The 19,687-nt window shown below is 40.1% G+C and carries 17 protein-coding genes and 1 other RNA gene; 16 read left to right on the top strand and 2 right to left on the bottom strand.

Annotation, left to right across the window (positions count from 1 at the left end; all coding sequences use genetic code 11):
• The first annotated feature begins 74 nt into the window (after positions 1–74).
• From ffs to ACGHIY_RS08665, 9 genes are all read left to right on the top strand, one after another.
• Positions 75–174: signal recognition particle sRNA small type (ffs, locus tag ACGHIY_RS08705), an RNA gene on the top strand.
• Between the two features lie 256 nt (positions 175–430).
• Entirely contained in the window at positions 431–3,121 is a 2,691-nt protein-coding gene (gene dnaX / locus ACGHIY_RS08700; protein ID WP_390525482.1) for a DNA polymerase III subunit gamma/tau, read from the top strand.
• 141 nt (positions 3,122–3,262) lie between these two features.
• Positions 3,263–3,592: a YbaB/EbfC family nucleoid-associated protein gene (locus ACGHIY_RS08695; RefSeq protein WP_008714816.1), complete on the top strand. Its 330-nt coding sequence runs from the start codon at positions 3,263–3,265 to the stop codon at positions 3,590–3,592.
• Positions 3,593–4,189 carry a recombination mediator RecR gene (gene recR, locus ACGHIY_RS08690; RefSeq protein ID WP_009352441.1) on the top strand — a complete coding sequence of 199 codons (597 nt, stop codon included), beginning with the start codon at positions 3,593–3,595 and terminating at the stop codon, positions 4,187–4,189.
• Between the two features lie 4 nt (positions 4,190–4,193).
• The gene (locus ACGHIY_RS08685) at positions 4,194–4,445 is read left to right on the top strand and encodes a hypothetical protein (RefSeq protein ID WP_008714821.1); all 252 of its coding nucleotides are present in this window, start codon (positions 4,194–4,196) and stop codon (positions 4,443–4,445) included.
• A gap of 12 nt (positions 4,446–4,457) precedes the next feature.
• Entirely contained in the window at positions 4,458–7,046 is a 2,589-nt protein-coding gene (locus ACGHIY_RS08680; protein WP_390525481.1) for a 3'-5' exonuclease, read from the top strand.
• Positions 7,046–8,164, top strand: a complete 1,119-nt coding sequence (locus ACGHIY_RS08675; protein WP_278451773.1) for an RluA family pseudouridine synthase — start codon at positions 7,046–7,048, stop codon at positions 8,162–8,164. The genes ACGHIY_RS08680 and ACGHIY_RS08675 overlap by 1 nt, the downstream gene beginning before the upstream one ends.
• Before the next feature lie 253 nt (positions 8,165–8,417).
• Positions 8,418–9,542, top strand: a complete 1,125-nt coding sequence (locus ACGHIY_RS08670; RefSeq protein ID WP_221741213.1) for a cation diffusion facilitator family transporter — start codon at positions 8,418–8,420, stop codon at positions 9,540–9,542.
• Between the two features lie 48 nt (positions 9,543–9,590).
• Positions 9,591–10,163 (top strand): immunity protein YezG family protein, encoded by a 573-nt coding sequence (locus ACGHIY_RS08665; RefSeq protein WP_155085892.1) that lies wholly within the window; start codon positions 9,591–9,593, stop codon positions 10,161–10,163.
• A 33-nt stretch (positions 10,164–10,196) separates the two neighbouring features.
• Here ACGHIY_RS08665 and ACGHIY_RS08660 read toward each other — a convergent pair whose 3' ends face one another.
• The gene (locus tag ACGHIY_RS08660) at positions 10,197–11,639 is read right to left on the bottom strand and encodes an amino acid permease (RefSeq protein WP_278451775.1); all 1,443 of its coding nucleotides are present in this window, start codon (positions 11,637–11,639) and stop codon (positions 10,197–10,199) included.
• Positions 11,640–11,919: 280 nt separating this feature from the next.
• On the opposite strand from ACGHIY_RS08660, the gene ACGHIY_RS08655 reads away from it, so the two are divergent.
• The 5 genes from ACGHIY_RS08655 (at position 11,920) to ACGHIY_RS08635 (ending at position 15,778) form a co-directional block, all read left to right on the top strand.
• Positions 11,920–12,327: a polyketide cyclase gene (locus ACGHIY_RS08655; RefSeq protein ID WP_119562587.1), complete on the top strand. Its 408-nt coding sequence runs from the start codon at positions 11,920–11,922 to the stop codon at positions 12,325–12,327.
• Positions 12,328–12,393: 66 nt separating this feature from the next.
• Complete coding sequence (locus tag ACGHIY_RS08650; RefSeq protein ID WP_237301779.1) at positions 12,394–12,783, top strand: MarR family winged helix-turn-helix transcriptional regulator; 390 nt, start codon at positions 12,394–12,396, stop codon at positions 12,781–12,783.
• A gap of 35 nt (positions 12,784–12,818) precedes the next feature.
• Entirely contained in the window at positions 12,819–13,331 is a 513-nt protein-coding gene (locus ACGHIY_RS08645) for a pyridoxamine 5'-phosphate oxidase family protein (RefSeq protein WP_119562586.1), read from the top strand.
• 238 nt (positions 13,332–13,569) lie between these two features.
• Positions 13,570–14,358, top strand: a complete 789-nt coding sequence (locus ACGHIY_RS08640) for a hypothetical protein (RefSeq protein WP_316596935.1) — start codon at positions 13,570–13,572, stop codon at positions 14,356–14,358.
• Between the two features lie 112 nt (positions 14,359–14,470).
• The gene (locus tag ACGHIY_RS08635; protein WP_390525480.1) at positions 14,471–15,778 is read left to right on the top strand and encodes a hypothetical protein; all 1,308 of its coding nucleotides are present in this window, start codon (positions 14,471–14,473) and stop codon (positions 15,776–15,778) included.
• A gap of 237 nt (positions 15,779–16,015) precedes the next feature.
• Here the strand turns inward: ACGHIY_RS08635 and ACGHIY_RS08630 are convergent, their stop codons facing one another.
• Positions 16,016–17,383, bottom strand: a complete 1,368-nt coding sequence (locus ACGHIY_RS08630) for an NCS2 family permease (protein WP_390525479.1) — start codon at positions 17,381–17,383, stop codon at positions 16,016–16,018.
• Between the two features lie 146 nt (positions 17,384–17,529).
• On the opposite strand from ACGHIY_RS08630, the gene ACGHIY_RS08625 reads away from it, so the two are divergent.
• Both ACGHIY_RS08625 and ACGHIY_RS08620 read left to right on the top strand, forming a co-directional pair.
• A complete protein-coding gene (locus ACGHIY_RS08625) occupies positions 17,530–17,949 on the top strand; it encodes an Rrf2 family transcriptional regulator (RefSeq protein WP_008602288.1) in 420 nt (139 codons plus the stop codon).
• 261 nt (positions 17,950–18,210) lie between these two features.
• The gene (locus ACGHIY_RS08620; RefSeq protein ID WP_038125678.1) at positions 18,211–19,455 is read left to right on the top strand and encodes an MFS transporter; all 1,245 of its coding nucleotides are present in this window, start codon (positions 18,211–18,213) and stop codon (positions 19,453–19,455) included.
• Positions 19,456–19,687 lie beyond the last annotated feature (232 nt).

Raw genomic sequence — 19,687 nt, 5'->3', positions numbered from 1 at the left:
AAAAGCCTCTATAGCTTTGACTATAGAGGCTTTTTCATGTATAATATTTGTATTGCAATATTGGATCATGGCAGTTCTCGGGCCTGTGCAATGGGGGCCTGTGAATCGTGTCAGGACTGAGAGGTAGCAGCACTAAGCGGTAACCTTCATGTGCCACGGGGAACCCGGGGGCTGTCGTGATCGAATATTGCAAGGCGGCCTGTGAGGCCGCTTTTTTTATGTCTAATATAGGAATGTATGATACTTTATTTTGGACTATACGATGTTTTATTGTGAACCATATGATGGAATTTTGACTAGTAAATATCTACAAAGTTTATAAATAAACATATCACTTTGAAAATGTGGAGAGAACTATATTAAAGAAGTCAGATTTTCTTGAATATGGTATAATAAAGTATTGTAAGTTTCGGAAAAAGGGGGTGTTCCAATGGCATATATTGCGCTATATCGTAAGTATCGTCCGCAGACATTTACCGATGTAGTCGGCCAGCATCAGGTGTCTGATACTTTGATGCGTGCTATCCGCGAAGACAAGGTAGCTCATGCCTATTTATTTGCCGGTCCTCGGGGGACTGGTAAGACGAGCATGGCGAAGATTTTTGCGCGCGCTATCAATTGCGAGCAGGGGCCAACGGATCACCCTTGTAACGAGTGTAGTGCTTGTAAATCGATTTTGAGCGGCCAGTCCATGGACGTTCTTGAAATCGACGCCGCATCAAATCGCGGTATCGATGAGGTTCGTGCTCTTCGTGAAAGCGTCAAATTTATGCCTGTTGAGGGGCGTAAAAAGGTTTTCATCATCGACGAAGCCCATATGCTCACTACAGAGGCGTGGAACGCGCTTTTAAAAACTATCGAAGAGCCGCCAGCTCACGTCATGTTTATCTTTGCTACTACAGAAATTGAAAAATTGCCTGTTACTATCGTGTCTCGTTGTCAGCGCTATACTTTTAGACGTATTACTTCTGATGACATCGCACAGCGTCTATCTTATGTAGCAGAAAAAGAAGGCTTTGACCTTGATTCTGCGGCGGCTCAGCTCATCGCTGTTCATGCAGACGGTGGTTTGCGTGATGCTTTGAGTATTCTAGACCAATGTGCAGGTATGGCAACGGGCTCTATTACACCGCAAGTGGTGGAAGAGTTAATCGGTCTTGTAAGTAAGGAATGGATCATTCATTTCTTAGATGCTTTGCGCAACGGAGATGGCCCGAAAGTATTATCCTACGTTCACGATGCATTGGCAGAAGGTCGCGATGCGACGCAAATTATGGAAGCCCTCATTCAACATGTGCGTGCTTTGCTCGTTGGTAAGGTGGCTCCTGATGCGGATGAACTCAAGGTATACGATGCCTTTAAGGATGAGTTCCTAGCTCAGGCCAATACTGTTGATTTCAATGAACTTAACCAATATGTGCGCAGTGCTCAATCCATCATGAATGATGCGAAACAAGTGGATAACCCACGAACCATAATTGAAATGGGCCTACTCGTGCTTTGTGCTAAATTAGGTTCTGTTGATGAAAGCATTGAAGATCGCGTGTATGCTCTTGAAAGCGCCGAGCGATCTGAACGAAATGATTTATTGAACCGCATGGCTCAATTGGAACAACGAGGCCCCGTAGCAGCTCCAACAATGTATGGTGCTAATGCATTTGTACCACCACAAGGTGGCTATGCGAATAGTTTTGTATCTGTTGATACTACTGTAACTACACAGGATGCTCCAATGAGCAGCACTCAAAATACTACTATTGATGCAGTGCCACCATCAAGTGGTGTGGGGATGACACCGCCTCCTATGAATGGGGTAGGTATGACGCCTCCACCGATGGGAGCACCAGGTAGTACACCTCCTCCGATGAATGGAGTGGGCATGGCTCCGCCACCAATGGGTGGCGTTGGCATGATGCCACCGCCAAACAATGGGGATACGGATTCCCGAAAACCTACAAGAAACCAAGCTAAGGGTCGTGCTAAAAAAGGTGTTAGTACACAGGCCATCATTAGTGAACAAATCTTGTCTGCTCAAGAGTATCGCAATGTACAATCCAATGTGATTAAATACTTGAAGGATAGCAATCGCAATATGACCTCTACCGTTATCGGTCAAGGTCAACTTGTATATGTAGACCAAAGCAAGGCGGTCATAGCCTTTAAAAATACATTGCATCTCAATGTGATGACCAATGAAGTGAATTTGGCGGAAGCGGCTGATGCTTTCACCTATACACTGGGCTATGCAGTACACGTAGAAATTGTGGATGCCCTCACGCAAGTTTATAAAGACTATAAAAAGGCTGCTGGTAGTACCACACAACGCCAAGTAAAAGCATCCCAACGACCACAAGAACCGATGGTTGACGTAAAGACGACCTCTGGTGGGCAACCGACACAAATGGATTTAACCAATGATCCTCAAGATAGTAAGCCTGATTCTGCGGCTGTGGACGCGGCTAAGGCTGCGGCGATGGCATTCTTAGCTAAGAAAACCGGCGGTGCTGTTGCAAATACAGTAGTTAGTGATAGTGTGAATACAGCTACAACAGATACTTCATTAAAAACTGCACTAGGTGCTGAAGCAGAAACAGTGTTAGTATCTGGTGGGGATGTACAAATCACATCCTTTGATGATACTCCATCTACTCAAGTTCCTGATGGTGAAATTCCTATTGAGTCTCTAGCTGGCTCTATTGAAGGGGATGATATTCCAGTTCACTCCTTTGATGATGTGCCTGTAGATGATATGGAGGGTTCTTATGTATCATCCTTAGATGATATGCCACCACATCCATTAGATAGTGTGACTGTTATCAGCGAGGATGGAGAAGTGTTAGAGCGTCCTATGGATAGCGGTGCGCATATCGAGGTGGAAGCTGTCCCAAAGTCTGATGGGGTTGAACCTCGTGAGGTAACCCCGCATCAAAGTGATGGAAATGGTATGCTTTCACAAAAACCTATTGAAGTAGAGGCTATCGATAGCGTTACGGTAGCTCGTGAATACGCATGGGATCCAGCGCATATGACCGAAGAGGAACGAAACAATCCTTTATTGGCAGAAACATTAGAAAAACTATCTGAAGACCATGACATCATAGTCGAGGTCATCGAAGAATAGATAAAAAAGTAATTGTTATATAATAACCGTTGGCTTTCGGGCTATTAGGTGACACATATGTTATAAATCTATGTCATATAGTATTAATGATATGGACTTAGAATATTAGTATAGGACGATGTCCTAAAAGGAGGAAATACAATGTTTGGTAAAGGTATGGGCAATATGACTGGCATGATGAAAAAAGTTCAAAAAATGCAAGCAGATATGAAGAAAATGCAAGAAGAGTTAAAAACTCGTACTGTAGAAGCTTCCGTAGGTGGCGGTGCCGTAACAGTTGTGATGAACGGCGAAAAAATCATCGAATCTTTGAAATTGAATCCTACAGCTGTTGATCCTGAAGATGTAGAAATGTTAGAGGATCTAGTAATGGCTGCGGTAAACGAAGCTAGCAAAAAAGTGGACGACCTCTTGGCTCAAGAAATGGGCAAAGTGACTGGTGGTCTTAACTTGCCAACAGGTTTATTCTAAATGACAAACGCTTTAGAACGGCTTGTAGAGCAGCTGCGCCGCTTGCCTGGCATCGGCTCCAAGTCAGCTAGACGCTTGGCTTACCATTTGGTAGAAATGCCAAAGGAAGAGGTAGACCGCCTCGTGGAAACCATCGTAGAAGCGAAAGGGGCTACGCGTCACTGTTCTATTTGCTTTAACTTATCAGCTCAAGATCCTTGCGAATTCTGTAGCAATCCAAATCGCGATCAAACGACAATCATGGTTGTTGAAACATCTCGCGATGTCATTGCTATCGAGCGTAGTGGTGATTATAAGGGCTTGTATCATGTATTGGAAGGTGCGTTGTCCCCTATGGAGGGCATCGGTGCCGATGATATTCGCGTAAAAGAATTGATTGCTCGTCTTCGCGATGGCATTGTACAAGAGGTTATCCTCGCTACAGACCCAGACGTAGAAGGGGAAGCAACTGCGCTTTATTTGGCGCGTTTATTAAGTCCAAGTGGCATTAAGGTAACGCGCATTGCCCGCGGTGTTCCTGTGGGCGGCGATATTGAATATGCCGATGAATTAACGCTAGGCGGTGCCGTAGTGAACCGTCAAGAAATGAAAGGATAGTAGTATGGGAGCTTTATTAGCATCACCGATTATATCGGCGGTTATTTCCATTGCTGTAGCCTACATTGCTTTCAAGGTAGCATTTTTCACCATTAAACGGGTGGCTATGAATGTTGTGATTGGTGGCTTAACCTACTGGGTATGTGTTCATGTACTTGAGATTCCAATGGATATTGGAGTTGGTATTTGGGCATTAACAGCAATTTTAGGTCCTATTCCTATGGTCTTAGCTGCTATATATTACGGCATTAAATAACAGGAGGTTTTTATGCTTATCAATCGTGAACAACAACGCGTTATTGATGAAGTGGAACAGAATATCCTCTTGTTAGCGTCCGCTGGGACGGGAAAAACGAATACACTTGCTTATCGAGTGGCTCATCTCATCGAGGGTGGCTATGCGAAGGCGGAGAATATCTTGTGCATGACCTTTACGAACAAGGCCGCAAATGAGATGAAAGGCCGCATTCAATCGCTCGTAGGCAGTCCTGCAAAGGCTGTGGAGGTTAGTACATTCCACAGCTTTTGCTTTTTCATTCTCCAACAAGAGGGAAAGCGCAACGAAACCTTGTACACAGATGTGACCATCTTTGACGAAGAAGACTGCAAGGAACTCTCTGAACCGTACCGTCCTGGTAAATTGCGAGAAATGTCCTTTGCTAATGTTATCGCTATGGTGAAAGAATATCGCTCTTTATATGGATTTTATTCTGATGACCTTCTAGGCGATTACAAGCGGACCATCGAACGCTTACAGAAGGAACAGCGCGAAGCCATTGAGCAGCAATTCTCCAGCTTTGGCAATGTCCTCTATAGTGAACTCAATGATTTCTTGAACCATGGTCACGAATGGATTGCTGCGTATGATGAAAGCTTAGCTTCCGTGCACGGTCTAGATTTTACAGACCTCATCTGCGGTGTTCATCGCCTATTCCAAGACCCTGTAGTTCGTGAACGCTGGCGCAGTCGTTACAGCTATATCTCTGTAGATGAAATGCAAGATACAGGCGTACTAGAGTACAAGGTTCTAGAAATGCTGTGGGAAGGTAATTACGTGCTACTATGTGGCGACTATTTCCAAACGATTTACGAATGGCGTGGCTCCGATCCATTCCGTTTGCTCAAGCAGTTTGATGCGGATTTCAAGCCCTTGAAAATCATCTTTTATGAAAACTATCGCTCTAACTGGACGCTTTTTACGATGGCTTTCAAGACCTTGCAAAATATGTTTCCTGACCTAGTTGGGGCTATTTACACTGAATTGCCTCGTGCCAATAGTGAAAGCAAGGGTAAGCCTGTTCTCGTTAAAGGGTGTAAAAATAGCTACCTTGAGGGCCGATATATCTACGAAGCTATCTGCGCCTTACCAAAGGATGCTAATATCGGCGTTCTCGTGCGAGATAATAAAAAGGCACAGCGATTGAGTGACTCCTTTGAACGCCTTAACGGTGAGCGTCCTGAAGAGGAACGACGTCACTTTATGATTATTGACGAGTATAAATTCTTTAGACGTCAAGAAATTAAAGATGTTATGGCCTACTTCAAGTTGTTGATGAATCCTAATGATTCTGTCAGTGCGAAACGAATTATTAAGCGCTATGTTGCTGGTATTGGTGACGCTCGTATTGCTGCGATTGAAAGCCCTGAGACGCGCCAAGTAGGTTTAAAATTGACGGACTTTATGGATATGCCTATCTTTGAGGCGGAGCCATATGCAAAGCTCGTAAGTGGTCTCGAACAGCATGAAGTAGTTGTTTATGACGTGGAGAGCACCGGCACAGATACGGCTCAAGACCGCATCATTCAAATTGCGGCCATCCGCATCGATGAAAATGGACAGGTTTTAGAGACCTTTGAACGCTTTATCAATCCTGGTGTACCTGTTGGTCAATCCGAAGAGGTACACGGCTTCTCCGATGCGTATTTACAAGAGCACGGCGAAGAGCCAGCTATAGTGTTACAAGCCTTTAAGGAATTCTCGAAGAATGCTATTATTGTAGGTCACAATGTAAACTATGATGTAAGCATTTTTACGAACGAATTGGCGCGTCATAACTTAGGTAATCCCGAGTTCAAGGCTATCTACGATACCCTCGATATCTACCGTCGTTTCTATCCTAATTTACCAAATCATAAATTGGGCTTCCTTGCATCTGAGTTTCCTATCCACCATGAGCCAACGCACAATGCGATGGACGATATATTAGCCACTGCACAGCTTTTAATCTATGCGGTGAAAGAAAATATCGTGCCTACTACAACGGGACGTATGGTAGCTATTAACAAATATAAGGCAGCTTTCACCAATATCGCATCTCAAATGGCGACGTTGCGTAGAAAAGCCTATACGGAGATGCCAACGAAATTATTGGCGTACATCATGAATCAAATGGGAGTTCTAGAATACTACAAATCTCATGGAGAAGCGGCTAAAGTAGAGCATATACGCGATTTATATCGTATCATGGAAAAATTAGATGAGGCTTATGAAGGGCCAGCAGGATTAGCGCGGTTAAATCAAATCTTGCAGCTCGCAGCTCTTACGGCGGGCGAGCCCGCACAACAGGTGCGAAACGAAGACCGCATTCCTATCATTACCATTCACCAAGCAAAGGGCAGTGAGTTCGATTATGTATTTTTAGCAGGACTCAACGAAGGTACGTTCCCAAGTCCTTTTGCCCTTGCAGAAGGTCGTGATGATGAAGAAAAGCGCTTGTTCTATGTGGCCATCACTCGACCTAAACAAGAATTGACCATTACCTTTGAACAGACGAATATAAGAGGTCGAGCTGTTCAACCAAGCTCGCTACTCAACTATATGCCACGAGATCCTGAACTCGTAGAAAGGAGATACTGATGGCGCGAAAAACACATCGTCCTGATGATATTCTGTGGACCGTGACCGCTGTAGATATAAACGCTGTGCTTAGTCAGAAATATGCAAAACAAAAGCTGTCTAATAACGGTCGAGACGTATTTAGTAGCAGTCGAGGTATATCGAGTAGCAATCAAGACATGTCAAGTGGTGATCTAGAACATACTGGCGAAGCATGTGATATTTCACTCGGTGAAGTGTTAGATACTAAATATCCTCGAAAGTCCTTAGTTAAACTCTTTGAAGAGAAATTAATCCACATTAATGGGCATAAGGCTACACCAAAGGATGCAATCTCCGTAGACGATGAGATCTGGATTGCTATGGCTAAAGAGAAGATTGACCACGATCCAATCGAAATGGACTTATCCGTTTTATACGAAGACGAGGATCTTTTTATTGTGGATAAGCCAAGTGGTGTGACGGTGAACTCTAAAGATCAACTATCTCTTGCCAATGGTGTGGCGCATTATTTTAAAGATCATGGTATCAAGCGAAAAGTACGTTTCTTGAATCGTCTAGATCGAGATACGACGGGATGCATTGTCATTGCAAAAAGTGGGTTAGCTCAAAGCCTTTATCAACAGCAAATGGATGATAATACCTTTGAAAAGTGGTATATGGCTACTGTAGAAGGTATTGTAGAAGCTGATGAGGATTCTTTAGTATTCCCTATGGAACGCAGTGCTGATGGGATTCATTACGAAGTAAATGCAAAGGGAAAAGAGACTCGTACAGATTTTTCCGTCCTATGTAGACATGCTTCCCAATCTGTGGATAACTCTGTGAATAAGTTTAAAAATTCTGTGGATATAGGACTAAAAAATGTGGATATAGAATTAGTAGATGTGGATAAAAATAATCCAAATGTGGACAAAACTGTGTATAAGTCCAATAAATGTGGATATTCTGAGGTTTTAGTTCGTTTGTACACAGGGAAAACACATCAAATTCGAGTAGCTTTCAGCTATATAGGTCACCCTCTTGTAGGGGATACCTTATACGGTGCACAACCTACGGGACAGCCGTTCCAATTGCGCGCTCAAAAGGTAGTATTTACACACATGCGCACAGGAGAGCGTATTACGGTTACGGCATAATCTGCCTTAAATCATTATGGGAGCCTAAATACTGGTTTGATAATAGGTTTGTACTATATATTGTGAAGTCACAATACATCAAAATTTCTAATTGAGAAATGAGAATTATTGATAATTCAGCAAAATCAATAAGTTTAAAAATATTTTTCAAGAAAAATAATGACAAATGATAATCAATAAGCTATAATAGGATTATAAGTAAATCGATATAGTTCTATTTATAAACTATAAATCAGAATGTAAGAGGTGTAGTATGATTTTACAAGATAATGGTGCAGCACGTAATCGGGGGATTACGCTTGCTAGTATAAAAGGCATTATAGGTAATGTCGTTCTCGTTATTTTTAAAATGATTGTGGGCCTTGCGTCTAATTCCATCGCCATCATCCTTGATGCAGTAAATAACTTAACAGATGTATTGTCCTCTGTATTAACTATTGTGGGTACGAAATTAGCCGCCAAAGGGGCTGATAAGGAGCATCCATTTGGTCATGGTCGTATAGAATATATGACTACTATGGCCATAGCTTTCATCATTCTCGGTGCTGGCATTGGATCCCTTAAGGAATCTGTGGAAAAAATTATTCACCCTGAGGTATCTACCTTTGATATTCCAGGCCTTGTTATCATCGCTGTTGCCATCGTGGTGAAAATCGTGATGGGCCGTTATATAAAGGCACAAGGTGAAAAATATAAATCCGATGCGCTCGTAGCATCTGGTATAGATGCCCTTTTTGATGCGGTAATTACCTTTGCCACATTGGTATCTGCAGGCTTAGTATTTTTCTTTAACTTTGATATTCAAGGTTATGTGGGCGCTGTTATTTCTGTTTTAATTTTAAAAGCGGCGTATGATATTTTACGTGAAATGTACAACCATTTGCTTGGTATTCGAGCAGATGATAATTTAATCCGTAATATTAAAGAAACTATCGCACAGCATCCGAATGTGGGTGGTGTATATGACTTGGTATTAAATAGCTATGGTCCGGGAGAAACAATTGGTTCTGTTCATATTTCTGTACCAGATACGATGACAATGGCAGAAGTTCATCCCCTAACAAAGGGCATTGCGGTTCATCTTTATAAAAAGTTTGGCATCAATATGACCGTTGGTGTATATGCTGAAAACCAACCAAGTGTAGAAGTACTTGAAATTAGAAAAGCTCTTGATCAAGTTATTAGTTTATATACACATGTAGTACAAGTACATGCCTTCTACGTACAAGAAGAAAAGAAGGTTATTTACTACGATATTATCTTTGACTTTGACGAAGAAGATCCGCATGGCACATTGGAAAAAATTAAGGCAGAAATGCAAAAACGTTACCCTGACTATACACAATTCGCTATTGTGGATACGGATTTTAGTAACTAATTTTATAAATTGTAATTTGTTTTGATAAATTCTCTAAGGAGAGATGGAATGAAAAAAATTGCTCTTACCGCATTAGCTGTAATGGCGGTTGTTGGTGTGTTCGCGGTTCAGCCTGCAGATGCAAAAAAGGTAGAACAAGATCCAGTAGTGGCATCTATTGATATGCCTATGAATGATGAGATTCAACAGGTTAATGGTGTTTCTAAATCAACAAATAAAGAAACACGACGTTTGTCTAATACTTTAGCAGAAGCTACAAAAGTGATGATTAAAAAGAATTGGAAGATCATTTATATTAAAGCAGTTCCTACGGGAGATAAGGATGCTGTACGCTTTTATTACAAAGATAATAGAGGTCAAGTATACAATGGTCAAGTCATTAGAAATACAGGCCTATCCAAGGGTAAATATATGGCTGGTTCTTTACGTCAAATAGAGGCCTTGCAAGAATTAGTTAATCACTTGCAACAGAATGGTCAAGAAGTACCATCCTCTATTGATATCATGATCACTCAAGAAGGCTATCGCATCAAGACTATTTTTAATTACAATGAAGATACAAGTAATTTACCAGCATATCTAGAACAATATGAACAACAGAATTTCCCTACTATGAAGTAAAAGAAAAGCTCGTGCTATGCACGAGCTTTTTTGTTAGATTACGTAATCATCGGAATCGTCTTTCTTAGGTTTTTTGTAAATTTCTTTTACACCAGCCATTTCGATGAGTTCTTCCCCAAGGGCATCTTCATCGTCTGTGTTAAGCATGGAGTAGAACGCCCAAAGAATAATAAACCAAATTGGTGTGAACAAGAGGGCAATTCGCGTATCTTCATTTAAGGCTAGGATGGCTAGAACAAAAACGAAGAAAGCGAGGATGATGTAATTCATTATAGGGTATAGAGGCATTTTAAATTTAGACTGTGACGCTACTTCAGGATTTTTCTTGCGATATTTGAGATGGCAAATAACCATCATGCCCCAAATAAAGATAAAGCAGAACGTGGAGATTGATGTAATCATAACGAATACTGCTTCAGGCATTACGTAGTTGAGTACAACCGTAATCAATAATACGGCTGCCGAAAAAATCGTTGCTTGGTATGGCACACTGCTGTGAGTCAAGCGGCGCATCGAACTCGGGGCGTGGCCGCGTTTTGCCAAGGCATAAATCATACGACCGGTACTGAAGATGCCGGAGTTTGTAGCGGATGCTGCAGAAGTAAGAACCACGAAGTTTACGATACCTGCAGCGGCTGTAATACCAACGGCGGTAAATACCGCTACAAATGGGCTTGCAGCAGGGTTAACGGCAGTCCAAGGGTAAATACTCATAATGATGGCTAAAGAGCCTACATAGAATAAAATAATACGCAATGGGATATTATTTATGGCCATCGGAATAACCTTTTCAGGATCTTCCGTTTCGCCAGCCGTTAAACCTACAAGTTCTATGCCTGTGAAAGCAAATACAACCATTTGGAATGATAGAATAAAGCCCATCGTTCCGTTAGGGAACCATCCTCCGTAATTCCACATATTGCTAAAGGCGGCGACGCCAGCATCTGTGGTGAAACCTGTAACAATCATGATGATACCGATAATGATAAGAGAGATGATAGCGATTACCTTAATCAAGGCAAACCAGAATTCCATTTCGCCAAAATATTTTACCGCTGTTAAGTTCATTAACAGCAAGGCGACTAGAACAAGTAAGGCTGGTATCCATTGAGGAAGCCACGGTATCCAGTATTGCATGTAGAGGCCTACGGCTGTCAAATCTGCCATGGCTAGTGAAAGCCAGCAGAACCAGTATGTCCATCCCGTGATAAAGGCTGCTCGATCCCCTAAGTAATCTTCTACAAAGTCGATAAAAGAGTGGTGATTTAGGTTAGATAACAATAACTCGCCTAGTGCTCTCATAATAAAGAAGCACATAACACCTGTTATTAGGTAGGCGAATATGATGGATGGACCAGCCAAGTGAATAGCGCGACCGGAGCCTAAGAATAGGCCTGTACCAATAGCACCGCCGATGGCGAGCAGTTGTACATGCCGGTTCTTAAGACCCCGTTTTAACTGATGCGTATCAGACATAATAAAGACCTCTTTTCTACAAACTATCTATAAATATAAAGGCTATGGATTACCATAGCTTTAACAATCTATAGAATCTTTAAAACTATTTTTTTATAATACAGTATCTATTCTAAAAAGTCAAATGTATTTTTACAGTAGACAAAAGGCCTGATGATTTTCTGATGAGAGTATACCCTTATATTGACAAAAACATAGAATATCCTTTTCTTGAAGTTAATTGACGAATAATATAAAATATTTTATAATAAGTACACTTATAATAAAAGGAGGATATAAAATGGAATTTACTTTTAATTTGAAAATAAAAGCAACAAAAGAAGCTGTGTGGGCGTACTATGCGAATATCGAAAACTGGTATGACTGGGAAGAGGATCTAAAAAATATTACATTAAACGGTAAATTTGAGACCGGTTCATGTGGTACAATGGAGCTTGAAGGCATGCCACCTATGGAATATCAGCTCACTCTTGTAAAATCTTTTGAAGAGTTTTGGGATAAGACTGAAACTCCATTTGGAGCTATACTTTTCGGACATCAAATAATTGATAATCATGATGGAAGTGTAAATGTAAAGCATACTGTAAGTTTAGAAAGTGAAGATAAGCAACATTTGGAATTTTTAAGTCAAGTTTTTTCGGATGTTCCTCAATCTATATTTATTCTAAAAAATTGTTTAGAAAGATAAGGTGATTGCTGTTTGTTTACATCAAAATATAAAGACAATTCAGAAAAATCAACAGGATTATTGTTCATGAGGGTGTACAATAAATGGCATTTTACTATAAAACAAGCGTTAAAAGAGTTGAACTTAACACATCCTCAATTTGTTGTTTTAGCGTCTCTTGCTTATCTGTCACAACATGATAACGAAGTTACACAAGTTATGATTTCAAAACTTTCAGGGATAGATGTTATGACGGTATCTCAAATATTGAGCTTATTGGAAAAACGTGGTTTTGTAGAGCGAAAAGAGCACTCTAGAGATACACGTGCGAAAGCTGTTCTTTTAAATGAAGAGGGCGGTGCAATATTACAAAAAGCAGTTCCATTAGTTGAAGAAATTGATGAAGTCTTTTTCGGAAAGCTAAAGAGTGATGAAGCTCAATTTAAACATCTTCTTGGCAGATTACATGAAGAGTAAGGTGTATTAATTTTCCGATTCTTGTGGAGGCTATTATGAGACGTCAAGATCGTATGGTTACAAATATAGATGAAATTAAAGGTATTTTAAATAGCACTCGCATCATTCACTTGGGTATGATGGATGGTAATTACCCTTACGTGGTACCTTTGCATTTCGGCTATGAATTTATAGATGATGTACTTCATATCTTTGTGCATGGACATCATGAGGGGAAGAAGTTTAGTTTGATTCAAGCGAATCCTCATGTATTTATCGAAATTGATGGTGATGATGAGGCTCTTGTTTCAGGTGGAGATATTCCTTGTAAATATAGTTCAGTCTATTCCAGTGTAATGGGACGAGGAGAGGCTACTTATTTAGAGAATATTGATGAAAAAGTTCATGGTTTACAAGTGTTGATGAAGCATCAGACCGGTCGAGAATTTACTTTTACCGATGCCATGGTAAACTCTGTGGGCGTAGTTCAAATTAAAGTTGTAGACTATACTGCAAAGAGACGAAGACAGCTTGAACAAGATATTATTATGCCTTCATTAACTAAATAATGACAAAACATCCTATTGAACTCTATTGTAATATAGCGTTTAGTAGGATGTTTTATTATGTATAACTAATAAGCATTAAAGCAGCTAATGGCTCATAACTATACTTTCACAATAGGGAAGATAAAAGTTTTATGAAGTAGCTAGGGCAACAGAATCGGCAGCATGTTTTTGATATAAATAAGAAAATATATCATTATATGTGTAAAGTATATATCAAGTTTTTATAAAAGGAGAGAACATGAAGAAGCTTCTATTTAAGTCCGTTTTATCTGCTATGGCTGTAGGTTTATTGTGTGTAGGATATGTTTCAGCTGATGTTGTTAATGATTCAATATCTACCGATAATGTTGGTGTTTCCGCTACTGTTACAAATGATATGCCTAGAGTTCATCCTGATTCAGCAATCAAAGCATTACCAAGAAAGACTTTATTAGAGTGGCCTATGAAAACACAAGAAGGGGCTCGTAATTGGAAGGGAATAGTAGAGGCTGCACAGCAACTGCCATATGAGGTCAAGGCACCTAGTTATATACCTTATGGTTATCAGCTCTATACAGCGCGTCAAGATCGAAATGATGTATTAGAGGTTGTATATTATAAAAAAGGTGTGACTATTTATCGGGATGGAAAAAAATATATAGATAGTATTATGGCTTATAGAATGGGATATTCCTTGGATACTGTAAGAAATACACCATATGTTCCATCTGAGTATGGCGATCTTGAATGGTCTAAATCAGGTGATTCTGGTGAGGTTTATTATACAGGGAATCCTGAAACCCATATGGTTCGCAGTATCACGTGGGCGAAGGATGGTATGGCTTATTTCCTATTCTTCTTAGAACAGGTGAAAGAGGCTGATGCGGAATTCTATAAGGACCATGTGGTATCACTGAAGAGTATTGATAGCTCTCGTTATGAACTAGTTGGTAACTATCCGGTAACACCGATTAAACCTAAAACTATTGAAGAAATGAAACAGGAACATGTAGTGCCTATGAAAGCAAAGACTGGCGTGTTTTATTAAGATTACGTAGTACTATTGAAAGTCAGTGATCTGAGTTAAAAATGTAATAGATAAGTGATTACTTCGGTTATATATACTTATAAAATATCTAAATTTAGAGAGAGATGAAATTATGAGATTGAAAACAACAAAATCATTATTAGCCATGGGAATACTAGCTGCTGTGGTAAGTAGCTTTGGAGTACAACCAATTAGTGCGTTATCCCCTTTAGTGGATGAAAATGGAAATACTGTTACCATCGATACAGTGGAAAAGAATAAAGAGCTAATGAATCGTTATCGGTGGTATGATCAAGTTGATAATGGTGATATAGTACAGCTTAATGTTGACGCAATTACAAATTATTTTGGATATGATTTACAAATTCCATCTTATATGCCTGAAGACTATGCAGTACGCGATGTAAAGTCAAGGGATCATGACGTATTAGAAATTGTATATACGGAAACGGGCCATAATGGAGAATATGGTCCGAAATTAACTTTCTCTAATACAGATATTGTATATCGTATGGGTTGGGCTATCGATACCGTGGTAAAGCCTATATTGGAAAAGACAAAATACAATGCTGATGATGCCGTTAACTTTACTACTCCTAATGGAATCCCTGTACATACTTTAGGCTCTAGCAACGATTCTGTTCAAATTGCTTATTGGGAAAAAGATAATAAAGTTCATATGCTCTACTTTGCTTCTTCAAGAAACCAAAACTATGTAAGCAAAATTGTAGATTCAGTAGGGCCGTTAAGTAACGTGGTTTCTGATGACACTAGATTACGTGGTGACCGAAATGATAAGCAAAATGTTAAACGAAATAATGTGCAAAGTGTTAAACAAAATGGTGAACAAGATAGACCTCATTTTGAAACTATTGGGTTGCCATTGCGTACACATACGAATTCTGAGTGGCCTATACTTACGAGTAAACCCATCGGCTTACCTAGCGGTGTAATCGATGCATCTCGTAAGATGTCCTATGACGTATCTGTACCAAGTTACTTGCCTCTTGGCTATACATACTATGCTACACATTTTTATGATAATGATGTATTAGAAACTGTATATTGGAAGGAAGGGCAAGAATATCAAGAACGCAGCGGACGTTGGGTAAATCATACGATGGTCTTTCGCATGAGCTACTCTACGGATACGGTATGGCCTAAAGAATATGTTCCAACGGAATACCATGACGTACAGTGGACTGACTCTACACCAACAGGTAATGTGCAGTATACAGGTGATGTAGATAAGGGCTTAGTACGCAGTGTTGCGTGGAGCAAAGATAATATGGCATATTTCTTGTTCTTCCAAGTGCCTGTGAAAGCATCTGAAGCAGAGTTTCATAAAGATCATGTAGTACCATTAAAAGATATTGATCCAAGTCGTACAGACTTAATCGGTGTAAAAACAATTGGTTAATACTAAACTCTAATAAGACTCTATAGCGTGATTTGGTGTTGCCATACGACGTTAGCGTTTAGTAAAAGAGTACATAATAAAAAGCACCTATCTCCTAGATATTAGAGTAATATCTTTGGAGATAGGTGCTTTTAGTGTATGTAATTTACATATATTTTGTTCTTAGGTATTAGTGATTTTATAGCTATCGAATATAAAGTAGCTTTCACTAATAGCATAATTATGGGCATACGTTAATTAGAAGAATACGTAGCGGATGATAACAAGTGCGGCCAATACGTACATGATCCAGTTAACTTCTTTTGCTCGACCCGCAATGATTTTGAGTAGAGGGTATGCAATAAGACCTGCAGAGATACCGTTAGCGATGCTATATGTGAATGGCATTAATACGATAACGAGGAATGCAGGGAAGCCTTCAGTCCAATCATCGAAGTCAATATTGCGAATAGCACCTAACATGAGGGCCCCAACGATTATGAGAATTGGGGAGGTTGCAGCATTTGGTACGAGCGTTACCAATGGAGCAACGAATAGGCAGATTAAGAATAATACGCCTGTTGTAACAGCTGTTAAACCAGTACGTCCACCAGCACCTACACCTGCCGCACTTTCAACGAAAGCAGTAATCGTAGAAGTACCGAGCAAGGCGCCAGCACTTACACCAAGAGCATCTACGGTCATGGCTTTCCCAAGACCAGGGAATTTACCAGATTTAGGATCTGCGATTTTCGCCTCTGTAGCAGTACCAATCAAAGTGCCCATAGAGTCGAATAATTCTACAAATGTGAAGGAGAAAATAATCGTAATTAAGCCCATGTGAAGAGCACCAGGAATATCTAATTGCAAGAATGCTGCTTTGGAGAAATCAGGAACGGCCAATACGGTGAAGTTCTCAGGCATTGTGGAAAGGCCTGTCGCATAGGAGATGATTGTTGTTACTAAAACGCCGATCAAGAGCGAACCTTGAATTTTGTGAGCCATCAATAAAGCTGTAAAGATGAGGCTAAATAGTGCCAACAATGTTTCACCACTGTGCAAATTACCGAGCGTCAAAAGTGCCTCAGATGCTGGAGGAACTAGATTACCATGTGTCTGTACGACTTGACCCAAGGAGTTTGGAGACAAACTTATGGAGATAGCCATCAAGCCGGATAACTTTAAACCGATGATAGAAATGAAAAGACCAATACCAACGGTAATGGCAATTTTCATGGAGGCTGGGATACCTTCAACGATCATTTGTCGTATTGATGTCAATGTTAATACGAGGAAAACGAGACCAGAAATGAATACCGCACCTAATGCTGTTTGCCAAGATACGCCCATACCGAGAACTACAGTAAAGGAGTAAAATGCCAAGAGGCCAACTCCTGGAGCGAGAGCAATTGGGTAGTTTACGAATAAACCCATAGCAATCGTCACAAGACCCCCACCTAAGGCTGTGGCAATGAGGACCGCATCCTTATCCATACCTGCAAGACTAAGAATGTTTGGCGCCAAGAATAGGATGTACGCCATCGTGATAAACGTAGTGATACCTGCTAAAATTTCTGTTTTAACGGTTGTACCACGTTCACTGAGTTGAAATAATTTATCTAACATTAGATAAAATCCTCCCTATATGAAATTAAAATCATACCTAAATAAAGATATTTCGATATATGTATAGTGTATCATATTTCCCACCATTTTTTGTATGAATTTGTGATATACTATTAATATATTATGAATGATATAGAGGTTAACTTATGAAAATATCTACAAAAGGGCGTTATGCCTTACGGATATTGGCGGATATTGCAGAACATGGGGTAGAAAAAAATGTACCAATTCGTGAGATTGCAGAACGCCAAGGATTTTCCGATAAATATTTAGAGGGGATTGTATCTCGATTATCCTCCGCGGGCCTCGTTAAAAGTGGACGTGGCAAATACGGTGGATATCGTTTGGTGAAAGATCCATCTGAATACAATGTATATGAAATTTTATATGCCGCAGAGGACTCCATTGCTCTCGTGTCTTGTTTAGAAGATGATGTAGAACCGTGTCCTATGTTTAATGACTGCTTGACAGCTCCATTGTGGCAGTATTTACAAGATGAGTTCCGACATGTTATGGAACATGTTTCCTTGCAAGATGTAATGGATCATAAATTTCCTACGGAATAATTGATAGCTCGGAAACTTTAGTTTGAATGATCTTTGAGGATTACTACATTGTATACCTATATTTTAGGTATTTTTTATGGAAAGAGTCGCGTTTCGTATGCGGCTCTTCTTTATATATGAAATTAAAATGTAATAACATTTTATGAATAGTAACATAGATTGAAATCTAAGTAGAATCGTAATTTAAATGGAACTGTAATTAAAAGTGATTTATGTGTATATTAGTTTATCTAAACGATTTTATGCGGAAGGGAGGGTACCATGAGTACAAGTGTATATGATGCTCGAGGTGGCATGCGCAACGTGTGGATTATCACAACTAGTATGACGGTGCTAGCCATATGTTATACAATGATAATTCCTTTTTTGCCAATATATTTATTGGAACTCGGTGTTCCAAAGGATGATGTGGCACTTTGGTCTGGTCTCGTCTTTGGTATTACATTCCTAATCGCTGGCATTATGGCGCCAATTTGGGGCAAAATTGCAGATAATAAAGGGAAAAAGCGGATGGCTTTGCGCGCTGGTTTTGCCATTGCTGTCAGTTATGTTCTCATCGGCATGGTAACGGATCAGTATCAATTGTTAATGGGCCGTGCTTTAGTTGGGTTCGCTAATGGTTTCTATCCTGCAGCGATGACCATGGTCTCCCTCAGTGTGGATGAAAAACAGGTAGGCCGTGCCCTCGGCATATTCCAAACAGGTCTAATTTTAGGTAATGTCGTCGGTCCATTTTTGGGCGGTGCCGTTGAAAGTGTTGTAGGTATGCGCCCTGTATTTTATATATCTGGTATAGCCGTATTCATTGCTACTTTAGCGGTATTGTTTCTTGTAAAAGAACCAAAACTAGAAGTTGAAAATACAACTTCTAAGGAGCAGTCCAAACAGCCGGTAAAAGCTACATCCTTGCGAGAAGATTTTAAGTCGGTTCAAGAACAACCTGTATTAGTAAGACTTTTATGGATTTACTTCTTTATGCAATGTGTCATCATGATGCTACAGCCTATTTTGGCGCTTTATGTAGGTGATATGCAAGGCACTATGGAAGGGGCAGCCATCATTTCAGGTACAATCCTCAGTATCGGTGGTTTAGCCGGTTCCTTAACGACCAATATATGGGTGCGCCTCGGTGAGCGTCGTGGGTACTTTAGAACCATTTCCTACTGTATGCTTGGTAGTGGTGTTGTTCTCTTACTTCAAAGCTTACCAGTAGGTATTTGGTGGTTTGGTGTACTACAAGTGCTAATTGGTTCTTGTATTGTGGGCATCAACCCATCTTTGAGTGCAGCCGTAACTCTTAATACAGAACCAGGCTTTAGAGGTCGCATGTTTGGTATGACGACGACGGCCCAACAATTCGGTTCTATGGTAGGGCCTGTGTTCGCAAGTATTGTATCTACCTACATTGGGATATCCTATGTATTTAGTATTACAGGTTTGTTATTACTCTATATGGGATTCCAATCACGGAAACTATCCGTACAACATGATAAATATAGTGTGTGAATTAGAGTCTAACAAGCTCCTTACTAATATATATTGGTAAGGAGCTTTTACTTTTTTAGGCTATTTTTATAATACGAGGCTTTCAGATACAGACCGTTTATTGGTAAGAGGTCTTAATCTAGGGTATAAGAAAAAGTGATGTTAATCGTTAATCTAAGAATACTGTTTTAGTGCATAATAGCAGGCTTTCATACGTTTTTAGTGAATAGCAATCCAATATGGGCTGATTGAT

It is taken from the genome of Veillonella parvula (assembly GCF_042850485.1).
GTDB lineage: Bacteria > Bacillota > Negativicutes > Veillonellales > Veillonellaceae > Veillonella > Veillonella parvula_Q.
This window is presented reverse-complemented; position numbering and strand designations above follow the sequence as displayed.

What these genes read in the sequence shown, in the direction of transcription:
- dnaX (WP_390525482.1), top strand. Translation starts at nt 431, where the DNA reads ATGGCATATATTGCGCTATATCGTAAGTATCGTCCGCAGACATTTACC.
- ACGHIY_RS08695 (WP_008714816.1), top strand. Translation starts at nt 3,263, where the DNA reads ATGTTTGGTAAAGGTATGGGCAATATGACTGGCATGATGAAAAAAGTT.
- recR (WP_009352441.1), top strand. Translation starts at nt 3,593, where the DNA reads ATGACAAACGCTTTAGAACGGCTTGTAGAGCAGCTGCGCCGCTTGCCT.
- ACGHIY_RS08685 (WP_008714821.1), top strand. Translation starts at nt 4,194, where the DNA reads ATGGGAGCTTTATTAGCATCACCGATTATATCGGCGGTTATTTCCATT.
- ACGHIY_RS08680 (WP_390525481.1), top strand. Translation starts at nt 4,458, where the DNA reads ATGCTTATCAATCGTGAACAACAACGCGTTATTGATGAAGTGGAACAG.
- ACGHIY_RS08675 (WP_278451773.1), top strand. Translation starts at nt 7,046, where the DNA reads ATGGCGCGAAAAACACATCGTCCTGATGATATTCTGTGGACCGTGACC.
- ACGHIY_RS08670 (WP_221741213.1), top strand. Translation starts at nt 8,418, where the DNA reads ATGATTTTACAAGATAATGGTGCAGCACGTAATCGGGGGATTACGCTT.
- ACGHIY_RS08665 (WP_155085892.1), top strand. Translation starts at nt 9,591, where the DNA reads ATGAAAAAAATTGCTCTTACCGCATTAGCTGTAATGGCGGTTGTTGGT.
- ACGHIY_RS08660 (WP_278451775.1), bottom strand. Translation starts at nt 11,639, where the DNA reads ATGTCTGATACGCATCAGTTAAAACGGGGTCTTAAGAACCGGCATGTA.
- ACGHIY_RS08655 (WP_119562587.1), top strand. Translation starts at nt 11,920, where the DNA reads ATGGAATTTACTTTTAATTTGAAAATAAAAGCAACAAAAGAAGCTGTG.
- ACGHIY_RS08650 (WP_237301779.1), top strand. Translation starts at nt 12,394, where the DNA reads ATGAGGGTGTACAATAAATGGCATTTTACTATAAAACAAGCGTTAAAA.
- ACGHIY_RS08645 (WP_119562586.1), top strand. Translation starts at nt 12,819, where the DNA reads ATGAGACGTCAAGATCGTATGGTTACAAATATAGATGAAATTAAAGGT.
- ACGHIY_RS08640 (WP_316596935.1), top strand. Translation starts at nt 13,570, where the DNA reads ATGAAGAAGCTTCTATTTAAGTCCGTTTTATCTGCTATGGCTGTAGGT.
- ACGHIY_RS08635 (WP_390525480.1), top strand. Translation starts at nt 14,471, where the DNA reads ATGAGATTGAAAACAACAAAATCATTATTAGCCATGGGAATACTAGCT.
- ACGHIY_RS08630 (WP_390525479.1), bottom strand. Translation starts at nt 17,383, where the DNA reads ATGTTAGATAAATTATTTCAACTCAGTGAACGTGGTACAACCGTTAAA.
- ACGHIY_RS08625 (WP_008602288.1), top strand. Translation starts at nt 17,530, where the DNA reads ATGAAAATATCTACAAAAGGGCGTTATGCCTTACGGATATTGGCGGAT.
- ACGHIY_RS08620 (WP_038125678.1), top strand. Translation starts at nt 18,211, where the DNA reads ATGAGTACAAGTGTATATGATGCTCGAGGTGGCATGCGCAACGTGTGG.